General features: G+C 31.8%; 18 protein-coding genes and 1 pseudogene. 8 read left to right on the top strand and 11 right to left on the bottom strand.

The window, feature by feature from the left end; translation table 11 throughout:
• Position 1: 1 nt before the first annotated feature.
• The 3 genes from ACVC3Y_RS03145 to ACVC3Y_RS03135 form a co-directional block, all read right to left on the bottom strand.
• Positions 2-973: a YitT family protein gene (locus ACVC3Y_RS03145; RefSeq protein ID WP_303426045.1), complete on the bottom strand. Its 972-nt coding sequence runs from the start codon at positions 971-973 to the stop codon at positions 2-4.
• An 11-nt stretch (positions 974-984) separates the two neighbouring features.
• Positions 985-1,539, bottom strand: coding sequence for a hypothetical protein (locus ACVC3Y_RS03140; RefSeq protein WP_303426044.1), 555 nt, complete (start codon positions 1,537-1,539; stop codon positions 985-987).
• 106 nt (positions 1,540-1,645) lie between these two features.
• On the bottom strand, positions 1,646-3,172 hold the full coding sequence (locus ACVC3Y_RS03135) for a helicase HerA-like domain-containing protein (protein WP_452226081.1): 1,527 nt from the start codon (positions 3,170-3,172) through the stop codon (positions 1,646-1,648).
• 96 nt (positions 3,173-3,268) lie between these two features.
• Here ACVC3Y_RS03135 and ACVC3Y_RS03130 point away from each other — a divergent pair, with 96 nt between their 5' ends.
• Complete coding sequence (locus tag ACVC3Y_RS03130) at positions 3,269-3,901, top strand: 7-carboxy-7-deazaguanine synthase QueE (RefSeq protein WP_303426040.1); 633 nt, start codon at positions 3,269-3,271, stop codon at positions 3,899-3,901.
• A gap of 49 nt (positions 3,902-3,950) precedes the next feature.
• Here ACVC3Y_RS03130 and ACVC3Y_RS03125 read toward each other — a convergent pair whose 3' ends face one another.
• Complete coding sequence (locus ACVC3Y_RS03125) at positions 3,951-4,496, bottom strand: DUF2911 domain-containing protein (RefSeq protein ID WP_303426038.1); 546 nt, start codon at positions 4,494-4,496, stop codon at positions 3,951-3,953.
• A 270-nt stretch (positions 4,497-4,766) separates the two neighbouring features.
• Here ACVC3Y_RS03125 and asnB point away from each other — a divergent pair, with 270 nt between their 5' ends.
• From asnB to secDF, 6 genes are all read left to right on the top strand, one after another.
• Positions 4,767-6,440, top strand: a complete 1,674-nt coding sequence (gene asnB / locus ACVC3Y_RS03120; protein WP_303426036.1) for an asparagine synthase B — start codon at positions 4,767-4,769, stop codon at positions 6,438-6,440.
• Between the two features lie 308 nt (positions 6,441-6,748).
• Positions 6,749-8,698, top strand: a complete 1,950-nt coding sequence (gene gyrB / locus ACVC3Y_RS03115; protein ID WP_303426034.1) for a DNA topoisomerase (ATP-hydrolyzing) subunit B — start codon at positions 6,749-6,751, stop codon at positions 8,696-8,698.
• Positions 8,699-8,819: 121 nt separating this feature from the next.
• Entirely contained in the window at positions 8,820-9,608 is a 789-nt protein-coding gene (locus ACVC3Y_RS03110) for a tetratricopeptide repeat protein (protein ID WP_452226080.1), read from the top strand.
• A 65-nt stretch (positions 9,609-9,673) separates the two neighbouring features.
• Positions 9,674-10,600, top strand: a complete 927-nt coding sequence (locus tag ACVC3Y_RS03105; RefSeq protein WP_303426030.1) for a malate dehydrogenase — start codon at positions 9,674-9,676, stop codon at positions 10,598-10,600.
• A 94-nt stretch (positions 10,601-10,694) separates the two neighbouring features.
• Positions 10,695-11,312 carry a hypothetical protein gene (locus ACVC3Y_RS03100; protein ID WP_303426028.1) on the top strand — a complete coding sequence of 206 codons (618 nt, stop codon included), beginning with the start codon at positions 10,695-10,697 and terminating at the stop codon, positions 11,310-11,312.
• Positions 11,313-11,455: 143 nt separating this feature from the next.
• Positions 11,456-14,431: a protein translocase subunit SecDF gene (gene secDF / locus ACVC3Y_RS03095; protein ID WP_303426026.1), complete on the top strand. Its 2,976-nt coding sequence runs from the start codon at positions 11,456-11,458 to the stop codon at positions 14,429-14,431.
• Positions 14,432-14,714: 283 nt separating this feature from the next.
• On the opposite strand, the gene ACVC3Y_RS03090 is transcribed toward secDF, so the two are convergent.
• From ACVC3Y_RS03090 to folE, 7 genes are all read right to left on the bottom strand, one after another.
• Positions 14,715-16,262, bottom strand: a complete 1,548-nt coding sequence (locus tag ACVC3Y_RS03090) for a hypothetical protein (protein ID WP_452226079.1) — start codon at positions 16,260-16,262, stop codon at positions 14,715-14,717.
• A 94-nt stretch (positions 16,263-16,356) separates the two neighbouring features.
• Entirely contained in the window at positions 16,357-17,205 is an 849-nt protein-coding gene (locus tag ACVC3Y_RS03085; RefSeq protein WP_452226078.1) for an alpha/beta hydrolase family protein, read from the bottom strand.
• Positions 17,195-17,689 carry a DUF192 domain-containing protein gene (locus ACVC3Y_RS03080; RefSeq protein ID WP_452226077.1) on the bottom strand — a complete coding sequence of 165 codons (495 nt, stop codon included), beginning with the start codon at positions 17,687-17,689 and terminating at the stop codon, positions 17,195-17,197. The genes ACVC3Y_RS03085 and ACVC3Y_RS03080 overlap by 11 nt, the downstream gene beginning before the upstream one ends.
• A 137-nt stretch (positions 17,690-17,826) precedes the next feature.
• Positions 17,827-18,753 (bottom strand): prolipoprotein diacylglyceryl transferase, encoded by a 927-nt coding sequence (lgt, locus tag ACVC3Y_RS03075; RefSeq protein WP_303426021.1) that lies wholly within the window; start codon positions 18,751-18,753, stop codon positions 17,827-17,829.
• Positions 18,754-18,824: 71 nt separating this feature from the next.
• Entirely contained in the window at positions 18,825-19,064 is a 240-nt protein-coding gene (gene yidD, locus ACVC3Y_RS03070; RefSeq protein ID WP_303426020.1) for a membrane protein insertion efficiency factor YidD, read from the bottom strand.
• 44 nt (positions 19,065-19,108) lie between these two features.
• Complete coding sequence (cysS, locus tag ACVC3Y_RS03065) at positions 19,109-20,602, bottom strand: cysteine--tRNA ligase (RefSeq protein ID WP_452226076.1); 1,494 nt, start codon at positions 20,600-20,602, stop codon at positions 19,109-19,111.
• 24 nt (positions 20,603-20,626) lie between these two features.
• Positions 20,627-21,304 carry a GTP cyclohydrolase I FolE gene (gene folE, locus ACVC3Y_RS03060; RefSeq protein ID WP_303426017.1) on the bottom strand — a complete coding sequence of 226 codons (678 nt, stop codon included), beginning with the start codon at positions 21,302-21,304 and terminating at the stop codon, positions 20,627-20,629.
• Positions 21,305-21,502: 198 nt separating this feature from the next.
• Here folE and ACVC3Y_RS03055 point away from each other — a divergent pair.
• Positions 21,503-22,840: pseudogene (locus tag ACVC3Y_RS03055) on the top strand (hypothetical protein); the annotation flags it as partial.

Below are 22,840 nucleotides of genomic sequence, written 5' to 3'. Positions count from 1 at the left end.
TTTATTTTAAAGGTTTGCGTTTAATCATTCCTCCTTTTAAGTCTTTTACAATACCAATTGTTATAAAAGCATTTTTATCTATTTTGTCTATTTCGGTGTAAAGCTTTGCTAATTCTAATCTAGTCATAACGGTGTAAATAATGTCTTTATCGTAGCTTTTTCCGTTAGAACTAAAACCACCTTTTCCTGCATATATTGTACAAGCTCTTCGTAATTTTGTGGTTACCATTATTCTTATTTCTTCGTGTTTTTCAGAAATAATAGTAATACCAACATATTCTTCTACACCATCGACTACAAAATCTACTGTTTTTGCAGCAGCTAAATAGGTTAAAATAGCATAAAGAGCAGTTTCAATAGATAAAACATAAGCGCCAAATGAAAAGATCACAATATTTATAAGTAGTAATACATCGCCAACAGTGATCGATAGTTTTCTACTTAAAAAAATGGCTAAAACTTCTGTGCCGTCTATAACGCTTCCGCCACGCATTGCTAAACCAATACCTAAACCTAAAAAGAAGCCACCAAATACAGCAATTAATAATTTGTCTTCTGTTATTGTTGGGTAGTCTACAAAATGTACTACTATTGCTAAAAAAGCAATTGCAATTACACTTTTAATTGCAAATTTTGTGCCTATTGTTCTTGTTGCTAAAATAAGAAAAGGGAGATTTACAATAAGGAGTAAAACACCAAGTGATAAGGATGTAATGTTTTGAAGAAGTAAAGAAATCCCTGTAGCTCCTCCGTCTATAAATTGGTTGGGTAATAAAAAGCCTTTTAAACCGAATCCAGCAGAGAAAACACCAATTATAATAAAGAGAAATTCTTTTGCTGCATGCGAAAGCTCTACTTTAATATTATTAATGATTGGAGCTATTTGATTTTCAGAATATGGACTAGGAGCATGTTTCGATTTAAGCCTTTGCTTTGCTAAATCTGTTAATAATTTACCGAATAATGGGTTCATTGCTCTCTAGGTTAATTCCAGCCAATCATGAAATGTTTAATTTTTGCGGTATTTGGTATATGTATTACTTCAATTTTTTTATTTACATCCATTCGTAAATCTGCAGGTAATTCCGTTTTATCAATGGTGAAAAAACCGTTTATCTCATTTACAAAAACCACTACATTTCTTAATGTATTTTGAATGCTTGAAATCGTATAATTATTTTTAATATCTGCAAATGTACTCGTAGGATTTAGACCTTTTTCTGTTTTATATCTTTGGTCTACTACTTTAATAGTACTTATTCTAGCAGTAGAATCTAAAGCTTGTTTTGGTGAAAGAATTAATAATTGGTTTCCTGTTTTATCATAAATTTCTATGTCATTTATAGCTCCAGTAAATTCATCTCCATTAATTCTCTTTACAACAGAATCATTAGCGTAAATAGTTTCTATATCTTTTACTTGTGTAGAGTCTGTTAAAAGACCAATATTGTTTTTAGAAATTAGAAAAGGATTCACTTCTTTTTTGCATGAAATAAAAGCGATGCTAAATAAACAAAGTGTTAAAATGGTGTTTTTCATATTTGATTTCCGAGAAAGCGGAAGGCTTCGTTTTTCATTTCCGTATAAACGGAAAAAATAGTGTTTGTTGTTTTATGTTTTTTATAGTTTAATGTGTAAATAAAAACTACATTACTTTTTTTAGTATACCAAAAACAGAACGAATAAAAGTTGCGCTTGTAAGCACTTTTACAATAGGGTTCATCCTTGTACTACTTCTACTAGAGCTAGATCGTGTTGTTTTTTTACGCTCTTTTTCTTTTGCTTCTCTTTCGTCTTCTTTAATTTTTAAAGCTTCAGCTTTCTTTATTTTTTCGTTCAACATTTCATAGGCAGATTCTCTATCTATGGTTTCGTTGTATTTCATTACTAATTTAGAGTCGTCTAAAAGATTGTTCAATTCGGTTTCATTTAAAATATCCATTCTACTCATTGGAGCACGTAACATTGTTGCCGCAAGCGGAGTAGGTCTTCCTTTTTCATCTAAAGCAGAAACTAAAGCTTCACCTGTTCCTAAGGAAGTTAATACTTCTGCAGTATCATAATAGTCGGTGTCTGGATAATTTTGAGCTGTAAGTTTAATTGCTTTTCTATCTTTTGCAGTAAACGCACGAAGCGCATGCTGTACTTTTAAACCTAACTGGCTCAATACACCTTCTGGTACATCGGTTGGGTTTTGTGTTACAAAGTAAAGACCAACTCCTTTACTACGAATTAATTTAACAATGCTTTCTATCTGATTTAATAATGCTTTTGATGCTTCATTAAAAATTAAATGTGCTTCGTCAATAAATAGTACTAATTCTGGTTTTCCAGAATCTCCTTGCTCAGGTAGTGTTTCATAAATTTCTGCTAAAAGACTTAACATGAAAGTAGAAAATAATTTTGGACGATCTTGTATATCTGTTAAGCGAATAATATTAATATAACCACGACTGTCACGAGTTGTTCTCATTAAATCTTCAACTTCAAAACTTTTTTCGCCAAAAAATAAATCACCTCCTTGTTGTTCTATTTCAATGACCTTTCTTAAGATAGCACCTGTAGATGCAGAAGAAATTCTACCATATTCTTCTTTAAATTCTTCTTTTCCTTCGTTGGTGCAGTATTGTAATATTTTCTTGAAATCTTTTAAGTCTAATAAAGGAAGTTTATTGTCGTCACAATATTTAAAAATAACTGCAACTACACCAGATTGGGTATCTGTAAGATCTAATATTCTAGATAATAAAACGGGTCCAAATTCACTAACTGTTGCTCGAAGTCTAACGCCTTCTTGCTCAGAAAGGGAAAGTATTTCTACAGGAAAACTTTTAGCATCAAAAGGCAAACCAATTTTTGCATGTCGTTCATCAATTTTTTCATGACCAGGACTTGGTTGTGCTAATCCGCTTAAATCTCCTTTAATATCCATTAAAAGTACAGGAACTCCTTGTTCGCTTAGATTTTCAGCAAGAATTTGTAGGGTTTTTGTTTTACCTGTTCCAGTGGCTCCAGCAATTAAACCATGTCTATTCATGGTTTTTAACGGAATCTTTACAAAGGCATCTTTAATAGTCTCTCCGTCTAACATTGCAGCACCTAAAGTGATGAATTCTCCTTTGGTTTTGTTTCCTTCTGTGATATGATTAAAAAAATCTTCCTGTCTACTCATAATATGCTTAAAATTTGCATAAAAATAGTGTAAATTTAATCAACTATAAAATGGAAATATTAAAACTTACATGATAATAAACTATCTTTGCAAGCTATGACAAGAAGTGAAAGACAAGAGTTGCTAGATAAAGGGTTGTTATTGCCTTTAATGGAGGAGTTTTATACGATTCAAGGAGAAGGTTTCTATAAAGGAACTGCTGCGTATTTTGTGAGAATTGGTGGTTGCGATGTTGGTTGCCATTGGTGTGATGTAAAAGAAAGCTGGTTGCCAGAATTACATCCTGCTACCGAAACATTAAAGATAGCAGAAAATGCTGCAAAGTATAGTAAAACAATTGTGGTTACTGGAGGTGAACCTTTAATGTGGAATATGAATCCGTTAACTAATGCGTTAAAAGAAAAAGGGCTACAAGTACATATTGAAACTTCTGGAGCGTATAAGCTTACCGGTATTTGGGATTGGATTTGCCTTTCGCCAAAAAAGAATAAACTCCCTACAGAAGAAGTATACGCACAAGCACACGAATTAAAATGTATTATTTATAATAAAGATGATTTTAAGTTTGCCGAAGAGCAAGCAGCTAAAGTAAATAAAGATTGTATTTTGTATTTGCAACCAGAATGGAGTAAAAGAGATAAAGTGGTTCCGCAAATTGTAGATTACGTAATGAATAACCCAAAATGGAAAGTTTCCCTACAGACACATAAATATTTAAATATACCATAAAAAAAGCGCCTTGAAAATCAAGGCGCTTTTTTTATAAAGGATTTAGTTTTTAAAGACTAAAAGGAACTTTTACAACAACTTTGTCCCAACCTAAATACATGTCTACTCCAGTTTTAGCTTCATTAAAAGCAATAGAGAAAGCTTCTATAGTTTTTTCGCTAGATCCAACAGGAACTGATATTCTTGCTACATCATTGGCTTCTTTATAAGAATAACTTCCCCAAGCATTTAAATCGGAATTTATAATAATTGTCCATTCTTTTTCTCCAGGAATAGTTGCTAAAGAGTAGGTGCCAGCTTTAATTAGAGTGTTTCCAAGTTTCATGTCTTTGTATAGTGTGATTTCTGCAGCCTCATTTGCTCCAGTACGCCAAACTTTACCATTAGGAGCAAGCTTCTCTAAGCTTCTTTCTTTTAGTTGTGGTCTACTATAAACTACTTTTATTAATTTGTTCGCTTCTTTATGGCTACTAGGAAAGTATGCTGCATCCATTGGGCTTTTGTCTAATCCAGTAAAATCTTGTGCGTTTAGATTAAAAGTGAATAACATTAAAAATGCCATAATGATTGTTGAAAGTCCTGTTTGAGTTTTCATAATTTGTTTTTTTGTTTTTGTGAATTGTTTAAGACATACTAATAAAGTAGTAAATCAAGATTAAAGTCGTTTTAGAAAGTAAAAGTTTACAGATTAATAAAAAATAATAGTGTAAATCTTTTATTCTATTTCATTTTTATGGAATATGCGTATATTAAGTTTTAAATTGTAATCATTTTTTCATTTTGTGTTTGTAGTATGAAACAACATTCGCATATTTGTCTCAGTAATTATAATAATAAGGAATAAAAAAAATAAAAGATATAAGTTATGTGTGGAATTGTATGTGCTTTCGACCTAAAACAAAAAAGTGAAGATTTAAGACCTCAGGTTTTAGAAATGTCTAAAACGATTCGTCATCGAGGACCTGACTGGTCTGGAATTTATAGTGACGATAAAGCAATTCTTGCACATGAGCGTTTGGCAATTGTCGATCCAGCTTCTGGTAAACAACCATTATTTAGCCCAGATAATAAATTGGTGTTAGCTGCAAATGGAGAAATCTATAACCACAGAGCATTACGTAAGCAATTTGAAGGGAAATATAATTTTCAAACACAAAGTGATTGCGAAGTTATTTTAGCATTATACCAAGAAAAAGGAGTTGACTTTGTAGATGAAATGAATGGTATCTTCGGTTTTGCAATTTATGATGTTGAAAAGGATGAGTATTTTATAGCTCGTGATCATATGGGGATTATTCCTTTATATATTGGTTGGGATCAAAACGGAACATTCTATGTTGCTTCCGAGTTAAAAGCTTTAGAAGGAACTTGTACTAAAATTGAATTGTTTCCTCCTGGGCACTATATGTCTAGTACAGATGGAAAGTTTGTAAAATGGTACAATAGAGATTGGAGTGAATATGAAGCAGTAAAAGAAAACGAAACTAGTATTGCAGAAGTTAAAGAAGCTTTAGAAGCTGCAGTACATAGACAGTTGATGAGCGATGTGCCTTATGGGGTGTTATTATCGGGTGGGTTAGATTCTTCAGTAACTTCGGCAATAGCTAAAAAATATGCGCAAAAACGAATTGAAAGTGATGATACGTCAGATGCTTGGTACCCACAATTACATAGTTTTTCTGTAGGATTAGAAGGTTCTCCAGATTTAGCTGCTGCACAAAAAGTTGCAGATCATATTGGAACCGTTCATCACGAAATAAAATTTACTATTCAAGAAGGTCTAGATGCTATTAAAGATGTTATTTATAACATTGAAACCTACGATATTACTACTATTCGTTCTAGTACACCAATGTATTTGATGGCAAGAGTTATTAAGTCGATGGGAATTAAAATGGTACTTTCTGGAGAAGGAGCTGATGAGATTTTTGGAGGCTATTTATATTTCCATAAAGCACCAAATGCACAAGAATTTCATGAAGAAACAGTACGTAAATTAGATAAATTACACATGTACGATTGCTTAAGAGCCAACAAAAGTTTAGCTGCTTGGGGAATTGAAGGTCGTGTACCATTTTTAGATAAAGAATTTATGGACGTTGCTATGCGTATCAACCCACAAGACAAAATGATTAATGGAGAACGTATGGAAAAATGGGTGATTCGTAAAGCATTTGAAGATATGTTACCAGAAAGTGTAGCTTGGAGACAAAAAGAACAGTTTAGCGATGGGGTTGGTTACAGTTGGATTGACACTTTAAAAGAAGTGGTTGAAAAAGAAGTTTCTGATGAGCAAATGGAAAATGCAAAATTCCGTTTCCCAATTCAAACACCTCAAAATAAGGAAGAGTTTTATTATCGTTCTATTTTTGAAGGACACTTCCCTAGTGATGCAGCAGCTCTAAGTGTGCCTCAAGAAGCAAGTGTAGCTTGTAGTACAGCAACTGCTTTAGAATGGGACGAAGCATTTAAGAACATGAACGAACCTTCTGGTCGTGCAATAGCTAACGTGCATGATAAATCGTATGCAACCTCTTAGTTTTACATCTATTTCCATATAAAAAGGATACTTTATAGACTTTAAAACCTCGCTTCTGCGAGGTTTTTATTTTTTGCGAATATTTTTTAATAAATAAAAACACTAAAATCTTTTTTAAAGCGCTTTTTAAGCGATTTAAGGGCTTTTCTGTTAATTAACAAATGTTAATAATTTTTAGTCACTGTGCTTAAAAACCCTTGAAAAACGTTTTTTATTTCGTATCTTTGGTTGTATTCAAAAGGATGCTGTAAAGCGTCTTTTTTTATGCTTCAAACAATAGAAAAAGAGCCTAAAAATAATATTTAAATATGAGCGAAAAAAGAGAAGAGTTTAATAAAGATGGATACTCAGCAGATAGTATTCAAGCTTTAGAGGGAATGGAGCATGTACGTATGCGTCCATCCATGTATATTGGAGATGTTGGAGTACGTGGTTTACACCATTTAGTATATGAAGTAGTAGATAATTCCATTGATGAAGCGTTAGCTGGTCATTGTGATAATATTACAGTAACTATTAATGAAGATAATTCTATCACCACAGAAGATGATGGACGTGGTATTCCTGTTGGTTTACACCAAAAAGAAGGTGTGTCTGCACTAGAAGTTGTAATGACTAAAATTGGAGCAGGTGGTAAATTTGATAAAGACTCTTATAAAGTATCTGGTGGACTTCACGGTGTTGGTGTAAGTTGTGTTAATGCATTATCAGAACACTTAACAGCAACAGTTTATAGAGAAGGTAAAGTTTGGGAGCAAGAATATGAAAGAGGTAAGGCGCTTTATCCTGTAAAAGCTATTGGAGATAGTGATAAAAGAGGTACAACGGTTACTTTTAAACCAGATCCAACCATATTTAAACAAACCTTAGAGTATAATTACGATACGCTAGCAAGTAGAATGCGTGAATTAGCGTATTTAAATAAAGGAATTACAGTTCACTTAGTAGATAAAAGAAGTAAAAAAGAAGATGGTTCTTTTGAAGGAGAAACATTTCATTCTGAAGAAGGTCTTAAAGAATTTATAACCTTTTTAGATGCAACAAGAGAGCCTTTAATGAAAGATGTTATTTCTTTTGAAGGTGAAAAAAATGGTGTGCCTGTTGAGGTTGCAATGATTTATAATACATCTTATGCAGAAAATTTACACTCTTACGTAAATAATATCAATACACATGAAGGTGGTACACACCTTTCTGGTTTTCGTCGTGGTTTAACACATACCTTAAAAAAGTACGCAGACGAGTCTGGAATGTTAGACAAGCTTAAGTTTGATATTGCAGGTGATGATTTTCGTGAAGGATTAACTGCTATTATTTCTGTAAAAGTTCAAGAACCACAATTTGAAGGCCAAACAAAAACAAAGCTAGGTAACAGAGAAGTTTCTGCAGCAGTAAGTCAATCGGTTTCCGAAATGTTAACTAATTACTTAGAAGAACATCCAGACGATGCTAAAATTATTGTGCAAAAAGTAATTCTTGCAGCACAAGCACGTCACGCAGCTCAAAAAGCGCGTGAAATGGTACAGCGTAAAACTGTAATGAGTATTGGTGGTTTGCCTGGGAAATTATCCGATTGTTCCGAGCAAGATCCTGCAAAATGTGAAGTATATCTTGTCGAGGGAGACTCGGCAGGTGGTACTGCTAAACAAGGTCGTGATAGAGCATTTCAAGCGATTTTACCATTACGTGGTAAGATCCTGAATGTAGAAAAGGCGATGACACATAAAGTGTTTGAAAACGAAGAAATTAAGAATATCTTTACCGCTTTAGGTGTTACTATTGGAACAGAAGAAGATAGTAAAGCATTAAATCTTTCTAAATTACGATACCACAAAATTGTAATTATGTGTGATGCCGATATTGATGGTTCGCACATTGAAACTTTAATTCTAACATTCTTTTTCCGTTACATGAAAGAATTAATAGAAAACGGACATATTTATATTGCAACTCCACCTTTATATTTAGTAAAAAAAGGAGCTAAAAAGCAATATGCTTGGTCTGATGAAGAACGTGTAGCAATCATGGAAGAGTTTGGAGAGTCTTCAAAAATACAACGTTATAAAGGTCTTGGAGAGATGAATGCAGAACAACTTTGGGATACTACAATGAATCCTGAATTTAGAACATTGCGTCAAATTCATATTGAAAACGGAGTAGAAGCAGATCGCGTGTTCTCTATGTTAATGGGAGATGAGGTTCCGCCTCGTAGAGAGTTTATAGAAAAAAATGCAATTTATGCTAATATTGATGCGTAATTCATTTCTATTTTAATAATTTAAACCTGTAAAGTTTAACAACCTTACAGGTTTTTTTTTTAATCTAATATATATGTTGTACTTAAAAAAAAAATATTGCGGTTTTATAGTTATATGTCTTTTGTTTTTTAATTGTAATAATAAAGAACAGCAAAAAAGTGAAATAGAAGTTAAAGTCGATTTTAAATCCGATTCTATTGCAACAGCGATAGTAAAAGAATCCTACCAATTTGGGTTAAACTCTGAAGCAAGACGAAAATTTTTAGATTCTGCAATAATTAAAAATCCCAATATGGCGTATCTCTACCAACAAAGAGCTATGCCTCTGTATAAAGAAAATAAAGATGAACTTGGCTTACCATACTTAGAAAAAGCAGCAGCATTAAATCCGGTGAAATGGTTAGATTATATGGCTTTTATGAAATGTATATTTTCTAAAAATTATAAAGATGCCATTGTAGATTTTAATAAGGCTTTAGAATTAAATGGAGAATCGTATGTCATGGATCATTCCTATTATTTTTATTTAGGCTTATGTTATTTACAATTAAACGAATTTGAAACGGCTAAAGTTTTTTTTGAAAAAAGTATCGCCCAATCCGTTAAAGAAGACGGCGAAGAGTGGATTCATTTTAACGATTTAATGTACTTAGGAATTGCGAATTACGAATTAAATAACTACAAAGAAGCAATTAAAATATTCGATGAAGCATTACTGCTGCAACCAAAATTTAGCGACGTGAAATTTTATCAAGCAATATGTTTAGCTAGGATAGGAGAGGGAGATAAAGCAGAGCTTAAGTTTAAAGAAGCAAAAGAAGATTTTATAAATGATGATATTATGTACGAAGATAACTCTATTTATGAACGCTATCCATATCAAGTACGTAAAAGCTGGTTTGGTTTATAGTAAAATTCAATATAAAGTATTAATTTTACAATTATAAAATTCAACACAAACAAAATATATAAAAAATGAAAGTAACAGTAGTAGGAGCAGGAGCAGTAGGTGCAAGTTGTGCAGAATATATTGCTATTAAAGACTTTGCTAGCGAAGTAGTAATCTTAGACATTAAAGAAGGTTTTGCAGAAGGTAAAGCAATGGATCTAATGCAAACTGCATCATTAAATAATTTCGACACTAAAATAACAGGAAGTACTAATGATTATTCTAAAACAGCAGGATCTGATGTTTGTGTAATTACTTCAGGTATTCCAAGAAAACCAGGTATGACTCGTGAAGAGTTAATTGGTATTAATGCAGGAATTGTAAAAATGGTATCTTCTAGCTTAATAGAACATTCGCCAAATACAATCATTATTGTGGTAAGTAACCCAATGGATACAATGACTTACTTAGTACATAAAACTACAGGTTTAGCAAAAAATAAAATTATAGGAATGGGTGGCGCTTTAGATTCTGCTCGTTTTAAATACAGATTAGCAGAAGCATTAGGAGCTCCAATTTCTGATGTGGACGGAATGGTGATTGGTGGACATAGCGATAAAGGTATGGTACCATTAATAGGTAAAGCTGCAAGAAATAGTGTAAAAGTTTCTGAGTTTTTATCGGAAGAAAGAATGGATCAAGTAGTACAAGATACTAAAGTTGGTGGTGCAACACTTACCGGTTTATTAGGTACTTCTGCTTGGTACGCTCCAGGAGCAGCTGTATCTGCAATGGTACAAGCAATTGCTTGCGATACTAAAAAGATTTTTCCTTGTTCTGCTTTATTAGACGGAGAATTTGGGTTAAGCGATTTATCTATTGGTGTTCCTTGTGTATTAGGTGCTAATGGAATTGAAAAAATTGTTGAAATAAGCTTAACAGATGCGGAAAAAACAAAATTAGCTGAATCAGCTGAAGGTGTTAAAGCAACTAATGGGTTGCTAGAATTGTAATTTATCAACCTGTCTGGTTTTAAACCAGATAGGTTTTATTTAATATTTATATAAAGACTGTAGAAATACAGTCTTTATTTTTTATATTTGGCGCATGAAAAAGTGGTACATCTGTACTTTAGTTATTGCTTTTACCTTACTAGGTTATATTAGTAAGGAACAATCTGCTTTGCCAAATCAGAAAATAGTACTACAGTTTTCTGACACTACTATCACTTCTAATCAAATTGAAAACACCGTTGCAATTGTAAAAAAGCAATTGTTAGATTTTGGTGTAAACCATATTCAAATTCATAAAATTGAAAACGGACAACTAAAAATCACGTATTATAGTGATGCAGATGTTGTTAGTATTAAAAGTAAACTTTCCAAAGAAAAAAAGCTAGCTATAGACTATGCTTCAAACCAAGAAAAACATCCTGAAAAACCAGCAACCAATGAAAATTATAATCTAGATGTTTATAAAATTCAGGATGCTAAGGACGCTAATTCTGGTTTTGATGGTAAAGTGGCTATCGAACCTAGATTAGAAAGCGATCGTTATTCTAATCCTAATGTGTATTTTTCAGCTTGCCCTATAGAGGTAAATAAGCTAAACACATACTTACAAGTTGTCTATAAAGTAAATACAAATATTGCAATTGCAATAGATAATACTTCGTATAAAATACCTGAAGTTAGAGCAGGCCCAAATACTAACAAAACTTCATAAACTAGCTAATTAACTTCTTAAGACATACTTGTGTTTAAGAGTAAACGAGCTAAAATTTTATTTAAACATTAAAAAGTGTCAAAAAATTACGTGTAAACTATATATTTGCACGTTCAAAAAATGGACCATAAAAAATCATTAAAATGCAAAACAAAGGATTAGTAAAATTATTTGCACTATTGTTTGGTTTGGTAAGTATCTACCAATTATCATTCACATTTAAAAACAGTAGTATTGAAAGCAATGCGGCTGCTTATGCAAATGGAGATAGTGTAAAAGAAACCAGATATTTAGATTCATTATCGAACCAAGAAGTCTATAATATTGGAATAGCAAAATATACCTATAACGAGGTAAAAGAAAATGCTATGAACTTAGGACTTGACCTTAAAGGTGGAGTTAACGTAATATTACAAGTTTCTGTAAAAGACATATTAAAAGGATTAGCTAACAATACTACAGATCCTATTTTTAATAAAGCATTAGACGATGCAACAGAACTTCAAAAAGATAGTCAAAGCACCTATTTAGAAGATTTTTATACTTCTTTTGAAGCTATAAAAGGAGATACTAAATTAGCTTCGCCAGATATTTTCTATACTAGAGCTTTAGATGGAGAAATTGATGGAAATATGACGGATGAAGAAGTAAAACCGGTAATTTCAAGAAAAATTGATGAGTCTATTGTTTCTGCTTTCGAAGTATTACGTAAACGTATTGATGAGTTTGGTGTTACATCACCTAATATCCAACGTTTAGGAAACTCAGGACGTATTCTAGTAGAGTTACCAGGAGTTAAAGATGCAGAACGTGCTACTAAATTATTACAAAGTACAGCACAATTAGAGTTTTGGGATGTGTACAACAAAACACTTTTCAATAACTTTCTAGTACAAGCTAATGAAACCATTAAGAGTATTGAAAAATCAAAAGAAGTAAACACCGAAGAAGTTAAAGAAACCACTTCAGAAGAAGATAAAATTGCAGATCTTTTAGGAGATGATCCAGATTCTACAGCAGTAGTAGCAAATCCGCTTTTAGATAAATTAATCGGTTCTCAAGATCCTGCAGCAATTGCTTTAGTAAATATTGCAGATAGAGAAATTATTAGTGAGTATTTAAATATGCCACAAGTAAGAAACTTACTTCCTGCAGAACAACGTTATGTAAAGTTTGCATTTGGGAAACAAAAAGGAGATAGTGAGTTAGTAGACTTATATGCACTTATAGCTAACAGAGAAAACGTACCAGAATTAGGTGGTGGTGTAGTTGTAGATGCAAGACAAGATTATGATCCTTTAGGAAAACCTCTTGTAAGTATGCAAATGAATAGTAAAGGTGCTAAAATCTGGGAGGAAATGACTGGAAGAGCTTTTACACAAAGAAGCCAAATAGCTATTGTTTTAGATAACGTAGTATATTCTGCACCTGGAGTAACAACAGGAGCGATTGCTGGTGGAAATTCTCAAATATCAGGAAACTTTACATTAAATGAAGCAACCGATTTAGCAAACGTTTTACGTGCTGGTAAATTGCCTGCTAGAGCAGATATTATTCAAAGTGATGTGGTTGGTCCATCTTTAGGTCAAGAAGCTATCGATAGTGGTAAAATGTCCTTTTTAATAGCATTAGCATTAGTGCTTTTATGGATGGTTTTCTACTATGGTAAAGCAGGTCTATTTGCAGATATTGCAATGGCATTAAACATCTTATTAATATTTGGTATTCTTTCTGGTTTAGGAGCAGTATTAACGCTTCCTGGAATTGCAGGTATTGTATTAACCATTGGTATGTCGGTAGATGCAAACGTTCTTATTTTCGAGCGTATTCGAGAAGAGCTAGCTAAAGGTAAAGACCAAGCTACATCAATAAAAGATGGTTTTGCAAACGCACTTTCTTCTATTTTAGATGCCAATGTAACAACTGGTTTAACAGCATTAATATTATTTGTTTTTGGTACAGGACCAATTAAAGGTTTTGCAACGACATTAATTATTGGTATTGCAACTTCATTATTTACAGCAATCTTTATTACAAGATTACTAGTAGATTGGTATTCTAATAAAGGAGGGAAATTAGAATTCTCTACAGGTTTAACAAGAAACTTATTTAGAAACATAAATATAGACTTCTTGAAAAAACGTAAGATTGCTTATGTTATTTCTGGAATATTTATTCTTTTAAGTTTAGGATCATTATTTACAAATAAATTAGATCAAGGTGTAGATTTTGTTGGAGGAAGAACCTACCAAGTTCGTTTCGAGCAACCAGTTAGTGCATCCGAAATTTCAGGAGTGCTTTCTGCAGAAGATGTATTTGGTAGTGCAGATGCGAAGTTAATTGGTACAAGTAACGATGTAAAAATTACTACTAAGTATAAAATTAATGAAGCTTCTTCAGAAGTAGATGAAGAAATAAGACATAAATTATACAACGCATTACAACCACATTTATCGAACATTAGTTACGATCAATTTATAGATCTTAACGATGAAAATAAACAAATTGGTGTTATGGAGTCTTATAAAGTAAGTCCTTCTATTGCAGATGATATTAAGAAAGCATCTTTCTGGGCAATCTTAGGATCTTTAATCGTAGTATTCTTATATATCTTATTCCGTTTTAAAAGATGGCAATTCTCACTTGGTGCAGTAGCAGCAGTATTTCATGATGTATTAATTGTATTAGGTGTTTTCTCACTTACTTACAAGTTCATGCCATTTACAATGGAAATTGACCAAGCATTTATTGCCGCAATATTAACGGTAATTGGTTACTCTTTAAATGATACCGTAGTTGTATTCGATAGAATTAGAGAGTTCTTTAATGAGCATACTGCTTGGGATTTTGATAAAGTAATTAATGCCTCATTAAGTAGTACACTAAGTAGAACATTAAATACCTCTTTAACTACACTAGTTGTGTTATTAGCAATCTTTATTTTTGGTGGAGATTCTATTAGAGGATTTATGTTTGCATTAATAGTAGGTGTTATTGTAGGTACCTATTCTTCATTGTTTATTGCAACACCAATCATGTACGATTCTGTTAAAAAAGCAGGAGCTACAGATGCTTTAAAGATTAAAGAAAAAGAAGAAGAAGAAACGTTAGAAGCATAAGCAACGAATCCTTTTTTAAATATTAAAAAACCTTTCTGTGTTATGCAGAAAGGTTTTTTTATTTCTTCTATTTTATTAATTTGGGCGTTACACTACTACGTTTAGACTTCGTAGTGTCAGGCTTTCCGCTATATCTTTTGTTACTGGATTGTTTTCTTGTAAATATTCATACCTTAAATAGCAATCCATACTAGTAAATATTCTTGCTGCTAAAACAAAAGGATGCCGCATCAATCCTTAACGCGGTCTTACTTACTGACTTTTGTTATAAAATTAAACCTATTTATTTCTGATTTAGTTTTATTCTAAATTTATAACCAAATTGTAAAGAAGGGTAATCAAAGTCATGATTTCTAGTATTGCTTGTGTATGTAAATCTTAGATAAATGGTATTGTTTTTATTCTCAACAGGATAATAAAAAATCTCTAATTCCGGAATAATATACCAACTAAAAGGGTCTAAATCTAAGTCTTGATCTTGTACAGGTAACTCGTATAAAAACTTATTCCCTAAGCTAATGCCAAAATTATTAAATTCATTCATTTTTCCTTTTACTTCAATAAACGAATTAAATAAATGTACTGTATTGGTTATATCTGTAGTGCTTGTAATTTCCTTTAAACGAGTCCAAGAATATTGAGACCCAATATTAAAAGCATCTAAATCATATCGATCACCAAACTCCCATTTTATTATATTTATTTTTAATCCAACATTTAAAAAAGACTGTCGATGAAAGTTTGTTAATGCTTTAGATGTAGATTGGTCCTCTTCTAAAACTACAAAATCATTATCTTTTGTAAATTTTGAATAATGAAGGGAAGGCTCTACATAAGCAAAATTAGACTGTGTGTTAAGGTTAAAATGAGCTTTTATTTCTGCTTGTGCAACACCATTTGCTTCTTCACCATTTAAACCTATAATATCTGTGTATAATCTTCCTTCTAAATAAGAATTAAGATGTACATCTTTATATAATGGTATTAATTCGCCAGTAGATTTTGAATTTATTTTAATAGGTATAATTGTGTCTTTTGGAAAAAACTTTTTGCCCATTTTGTATTCATAGCCTAATATTTTTGATAATTTAAAATATTGTGGTTCTTCTGTTATGGGATATTGTAATTCTAAATATCGATTATCATTAAAACTTTTTATAAAGCCTTGAGATTCATTATTAATCTTAAAAATATCAATACTTCTATTTTCTTTTCCAAAAACAACTTTTTTATTATTTATTTCACCAGAAACGCGTATGTCTTTTATTGATCCTCGACGAATTTTTAAAACTATTGTATCTGGAATAAACTTATCATTTAATAATTTTCTTTCACCTTGTTGGTCTTTTTCATTTAAGATAATATCTAAACCATCTTTATTATTTAAAACTTTTAAATGACCTACAATTCTTGATTTTTTTTCTTCAAAATCAATAGAGTCCATAATAACTTTTACGCTCTCTTTATAAGATAAATCTTTTTTCTTTAAATTAATAGTCCATTGACTTTGAGTCTGTATTTCATCATTTTCATCTATTTCATTGACATTAATTTCAATCGGTTTGTCTTTTGTCAATTCTAAAGAATCCAGAATTTTGTACTCTTTAACATTGATAACGTCATATTTTTTTCCTAATTCATATTGCTTATTTATAACAATAACAGTATATTTTTTTAAGGAGTCTATTTTTATTATTTCAATACTATATTTTTTTGCCTCTTCTCTTTCCATCGAAAGTTTTTCTCCACTTGAAGGATCTGAAAGTTTTATTTGTGAATAAGAAAGATTGCTAAATGCTATAAAAATAGCAAGTAAGATTAATTTTTTCATAATATTTAAGATTGATTAGCATCTTAAAAGTAGCCATAAATGAGCACAAAAAAAATACGTAGTACTACGTATTTTATCTAAAACGAAATAAATTTTAATTTGTAACTATCCAATTTTCAGTGAGTTGCCATATCGAATCTTTAAAATGTTCTCTAAAAAAACCAAAATGTTGTACATCTTCAATTTGTAACTCTTCAGGAATAATGTGTCTTCGGTCTACATTTGTGTTTTTAAATTTAGATGCTAACCAATCTACAGATTCCTTAGATGCAAAGCTATCTCTAGGAAAACTTAAAGCGAGTACATTACTAGTTATTTTACTAAATTCTAAATCATTAAACTGGCTATACATATATTTAGGATGAATTCCCCATTTTCGCCATTGGTAAACAACCTGTTTTGGTAAGTTTTCAAATAAACCTAGTTTTTTAGCTGGAAAATAACCAAATAACGGAGTTGCTATTGGTATTATAAAGTACCAAAACGCAAATAATCGAAACTTAGGAAAGCCTTTAAAATATTTCCAATACCCAGTTTGTGATGCTACAGTTATTATAGAATCTACTGTGTGTATTTCTGGATTCAAACCAATGAGTTGTCCGCCAATACTATGCGTTATTAGTGTTACTTTGTTTTGTGGTTGTTTTTGTTTAACAAATTTTATAACAGCAGCTTGATCTAAAGCCCAAGTGTTTAAATTGGCTTTGTTTTTTTTTAAGCTCTCGGTATTAGAAGCACCAATACCATAATAATCAAAAGTATAAATAGTAAAGCCTAAAGTACTAAAATGAAGGGCGAATTTAGAATAGAATTTCTGTAAAACTCCTGTTGCCGACGATATTACTATACTTTTTTTGTTCGACTTTTCAGGTGAAAATATAGTGACATTAATAGCATGTCCTGTTGTAGTTTTTAAAAATATACTACGAACATTATTTTTCATTGATCGTTGTATATTCTATTCGGTCACCAACTTCTAAAAGCCATTTTTCAGCTAGTCCTGCATTGACTTCTAAAACATATTGCGCAGGAACTCGTGAAGGTAAAGAGGCTTCATCAAAAGGTACAGCGTTTTCTTGAAAACTAACAATGTGTTTGTTGTTATCTAAGTAAATTAAATCTAATGGAATCCTAGTGTTTTTCATATAAAAAAAACGTTCACGCATGGTAGGGAAAACAAATAACATCGCTTGGTTTTCTTTCATAGTATTTCTATACATTAAACCAGTTTGTACATCATAATCTGTATCTGCAATTTCTATATTTAGCCTTGTAACTATAGAGTCTGTTGCTGCTTTATAAATAGTAAGATCTCCTTCTTTTGTAAAGGAAACTTCAATTGGTTTTATGTCTTTTTTTTCATCTTTGCAGGCGCTTAAAAAGAGGATGAAGCATAAAATAATACTGGTAAATAATCTGAATTTCATAATAAATGTTTGGTCGAGCGTAGTCGAGACCTATTTTATAAATAGTAAATTTTAAATACCTCTCGAGAAACTACGTTCACTACTTTCTATAAAAAAAATATTTTATTTTAGTAATGCTCGAGGTGACATTGTTTTATCTAAATTACTTTAGTTTTTGGTTTATAAACAAACATAAAGTATAAGCCAATTATAATAAAAGGTATGCTTAACCATTGCCCAGTATTTAAAGCCCAAGTAGCTCTATCATCTACTTGTGCTTCTTTTACAAACTCTACGAAGAAACGAATCGTCCAAAGTAATACTAAAAATAAACCAAATAAGAAACCTGTTTGTTTGTCTTTATTGGTTTTAGTATAGAAATACCATAAAATTAAAAATACAAAGATGTAGCAAAAAGATTCATACAATTGTGCTGGATGTCTTAAAGGTATTGCATCTAATAAATTTTGAAATTGTGGGTTATTTGCAATGGCATCATAAGCTTCTTTGGGCGTTTTCATACCCGTTAATTGCATCGCTTCATATTTGTTATATTCCTGTTGAATAAAGCGAACACCTAAAGGAGAATCTGTGATTTTTCCTATAATTTCAGAATTAATAAAATTTCCTAAACGAATAAATACTGCGCCACTTGCTACAGGAATTACAACTCTGTCTAAAATCCACATTAATGATTTGTACTTATATTTTCTTCTATATAAATACATTCCAATAATAATTCCTATTGCTGCTCCATGACTCGCTAATCCTTGAAAACCAGTGAATTCAAATTTTGGCACAAAACGGAAAGGTAAAAATATACTAAAAAAGTCTTGCGATATAAGTTCCGATTGGTAAAATATTACATGACCTAATCGAGCACCAAGCATAGTTGCTATTATGGTATATAAAAAAAGAGGGTCTAAATATTCTGGTTTAATTTGATCTCTTTTAAAAATACGTTTCATGATTTGCAATCCTAAAAGGAATGCAATAATCCACATTACACTATAAAAGTGTAATTTAAAATTACCAATAATGTCAATTCCTGTTAACGGATTCCAATCGAATATTAAAAAATGCATAGATTTTATTTTGAAAACGTAAATATAGACAATTGCAAATGGATTAAAAAGAAACCGGACTTAATGAAATGTTATTTTTCAGAAAGCTTTTCTGGAACTGGATCATAACCTGAGCCTCCCCAAGGGTGACAACTAAAAATTCGTTTTACTGCTAGTTTTCCACCTTTAAAAAAACCATGTTTTTCTAACGCTTCTTTTGTGTAATGCGAACAAGTTGGTTGAAACCTACACGTTGAAGGTGTTAATGGTGAAATTAATGTTTGATATACTTTGATAAGGAATAAGAAAGGTGCGATAAGTATCTTTTTCATAACCAATAGGTGAGGAGCAAAATTAATAAAATGCTCTTTATTCGTTAATTAGTCGAAAAAGTGGTGCCTTCTTTACCATCTTTTAAATTAATACCAACTGCAGCTAATTCGTCTCTAATTTTATCAGACATGGCAAAGTCTTTATTTGCTCTTGCTTCTTGTCTTAGTTTTATTAAAAGATCTACAGCACCAGAAAGTTTGTCTGTTCCTGTATTGGATGCTGAATTGTTTTCTAAACCTAAAATATCAAAAACAAAAGTATGTATTAATGCTGTGAAATCTTTTAAATCATCTTTGGAAATCGTTTCGTTAACAGATTTTATTTTGTTGATGATTGTTACACCTTCAAATAACCATGAAATTAATATTGGTGTATTGAAGTCGTCATTCATTGCTTCATAAAACTTGCTTTTTAAAATAGCTAAAGTTTCTTTGGTATTTTTAGAACTTTCTTTAGAAGGTGTTAGTGTTTCTAATCCATTGACAGCTTCCATTAAACGATTAAAGCCTTTTTCGCTTGCTAATAAACCGTTGTCTGTAAGGTCTAAAACACTTCTGTAAGAAGCTTGCATCATAAAAAATCGAACCACACTTGGGCTGTATGCTTTAGACATAATATTGTTTTTTCCTGTAAGTAATTCGGAAGGATTAATGTAATTTCCTGTCGATTTACTCATTCGTGCACCATTAAGTTCTAGCATATTGGCGTGCATCCAATATTTTACAGGGTCTTTTCCTTTAGCTGCTTTATTTTGAGCAATTTCACATTCGTGATGTGGAAATTTTAAATCCATTCCACCTCCATGAATATCAAAATATTCGCCAAGATATTTGGTGCTCATTGCTGTACATTCAAGATGCCAACCAGGAAAACCATCACTCCAAGGTGAAGGCCAACGCATAATATGTGTTGGTTCTGCTTTTTTCCAAAGGGCAAAATCTTGCGGATTTTTTTTATCGCTTTGCCCATCTAATTCACGTGTATTGTGAATTAAATCTTCTAGTTTACGTTTGCTTAAAATGCCATAGTCGTTAGTTTGATTGTATTTATGTACATCAAAATACACAGAACCATTCACTTCATAACCAAAACCATTATCAATAATAGTTTGTATCAGTTCTATTTGCTCTATAATATGACCCGTTGCAGTAGGTTCAATACTTGGAGGAAGAAAATTAAATGTATTAAGTACATTATGAAAATCTACAGTATAACGCTGTACAATTTCCATTGGTTCAATAGCTTCTAATCTTGCTTTTTTGGTGATTTTATCTTCTCCAACATCTGCATCATTTTCTAAATGCCCAGCATCTGTAATATTTCTAACATAGCGTACTTTATAGCCTATATGTAGGAGGTAGCGAAAAATCATATCAAAAGACATAAAAGTTCTAACATTCCCTAAATGTACATTACTGTAAACCGTTGGTCCACAAACGTACATGCCAACATATCCTTCTATTATAGGTGTAAATTTTTCTTTTTTACCAGAAAGGGAATTGTATATTTCTATGTTTTGCTTTTGTGAAGTTTGCATAAAGTAGGCCGTTTACTTTAACTACTAAAAAGTAGTATCTAATTTAATATAATCTAAAAATTCTCTACGTGTATCTTTTTCCTTGAATTTACCACCAAATTCACTGGTTACAGTGCTAGAATCTACATCTTTTATTCCTCTAGAATTAACACATAAATGTTTAGCGTCTATAACACAGGCAACATCCTCTGTATTTAATACTTCTTGTAATTCTTTTACAATTTGAATTGTTAAACGCTCTTGTACTTGTGGTCTATTGGAATAATAATCGACAATACGATTCATTTTTGATAAACCTACAACAGTTCCGTTAGATATATACGCAACATGTGCTCTTCCAACAATTGGTAATAAATGATGTTCGCAAGTAGAATAAACAGTGATGTTTTTTTCCACAAGCATTTCTCCATATTTATATTTGTTATCAAAAGTTGAAGCGCTAGGCTTATTTTTAGGGTCTAAACCACTAAAAATTTCTTTTACAAACATTTTTGCTACTCTATTCGGAGTACCTTTAAGGCTGTCGTCTTTTAAATCTAGACCTAATGTTTCCATAATATGTCTAACATCTTCTTTAATAAGATCTATTTTCTCTTCATTTGTAAGAGTAAAAGCATCTTCACGCATCGGTGTATTTATAGATGTGCCAATATGGTTGTCTCCTATAGCGTTTAATTCGTCTATCTTGCTGTCCAGTTTCATCAAAAAAATAATAATTATAATTTACAAAGATAAGTAATTCCCATTTGTTTTAGTTTGAATTGAAGTAGAATTAATTTATAATTGATTTCGATTTTTTTCTTATTTTTTTATAACTTTTCCTGCTAATTGCTTTAAGTTAAGTATTTTGCGAGATAAATTTGGTTTTTACGATTAGATAAAAAAAGTTAAGTGCTTTTCATGAAGAGATTTTTGTTTATTATTTGTTTGTTTGTTACTCGTTTTGTAGTAGCTCAAGGACCAGGTTGTTCTAATGTAGATGCAGGTCCTACTCAAATAAATTTGGATTGTACAACTGGGTGTGCAGATTTAACAGCTACTTTTTTAGAGACAGGAGAAACCACATCTTATGCAGTTTCCTCCATACCTTATGCTCCTCCGTCTTCTTTTTCTGGGTTAACAAATCAATTGTTCTTATTTTCTGATGATGTTTGGTCAGATATCATACCATTAGGTTTTGAGTTTTGTTTTTATGGGAATCAATATAATAATATATTAGTCGGAGTTAATGGTGTCTTGAGTTTTGAAACAACGTTAGCAAATTCAGGAAATGAATATATTTTTGCAGATACATTACCAAATAATTCTAATTCAGCTTTAGGGGAAGCTAATATTTTTGGAGCTGGTCATGATATGGACCCTTCTGCTAGTGGTGGTTCTCATGAAATTGCTTGGGAAATACAAGGAGCTGCCCCATGCAGGAGATTTGTTGCGTCCTATTATAATGTCCCTCAATTTGGGTGTGCTACAGAATTGTCAACTCAAATGATAGTTTTATACGAAGGAACAAATACTATTGATATATATATAGAAGAAAAACCAACCTGTTTTTGGCTAAATGGAAATGCTGTTGTTGGTATACAAAATGATGCAGGAACCGATGCTTTTTTTCCTCCAGGTAGAAATACAAGTAATTGGGTTGGAACAAATGAAGCTTGGCGTTTCACTCCTAACGGAACACCAAACTATACGGTAACTTGGTTTGATGGAACTAATAGTCCAATCGCTAATACACCAACTATTAATGTTTGCCCAACTACAAATGAAACTTTTACTGTGGAGGTGGAATATACTAATTGTGACGGATCCACTTTTATAGATAACGATAGTATAGATGTTATAATAAGTGCTACACCAACGGTAACATTAACCAGTAATACGACAACCTGTTCTGGAGGCACAGCAACATTCACAATACAAGGTAGTCCAGGGGATATCGTAGATTATACCGGGGTGTTAGGTTCTCCAGTAACGCTAGATGCAACAGGGGAGGCAGTAATTAATATCCCAGGAGTTACTACGGACCAAACGATTAGTTTAACGCAGGTTACTAATCCAACAACGAGTTGTTCGGGGGTACTAACAAGCAGCGAAACAGTAACAATAAGTGCTACACCAACGGTAACATTAACCAGTAATACGACAACCTGTTCTGGAGGCACAGCAACATTCACAATACAAGGTAGTCCAGGGGATATCGTAGATTATACCGGGGTGTTAGGTTCTCCAGTAACGCTA

It is taken from the genome of Lacinutrix cladophorae (genome assembly GCF_053604645.1).
This window is presented reverse-complemented; position numbering and strand designations above follow the sequence as displayed.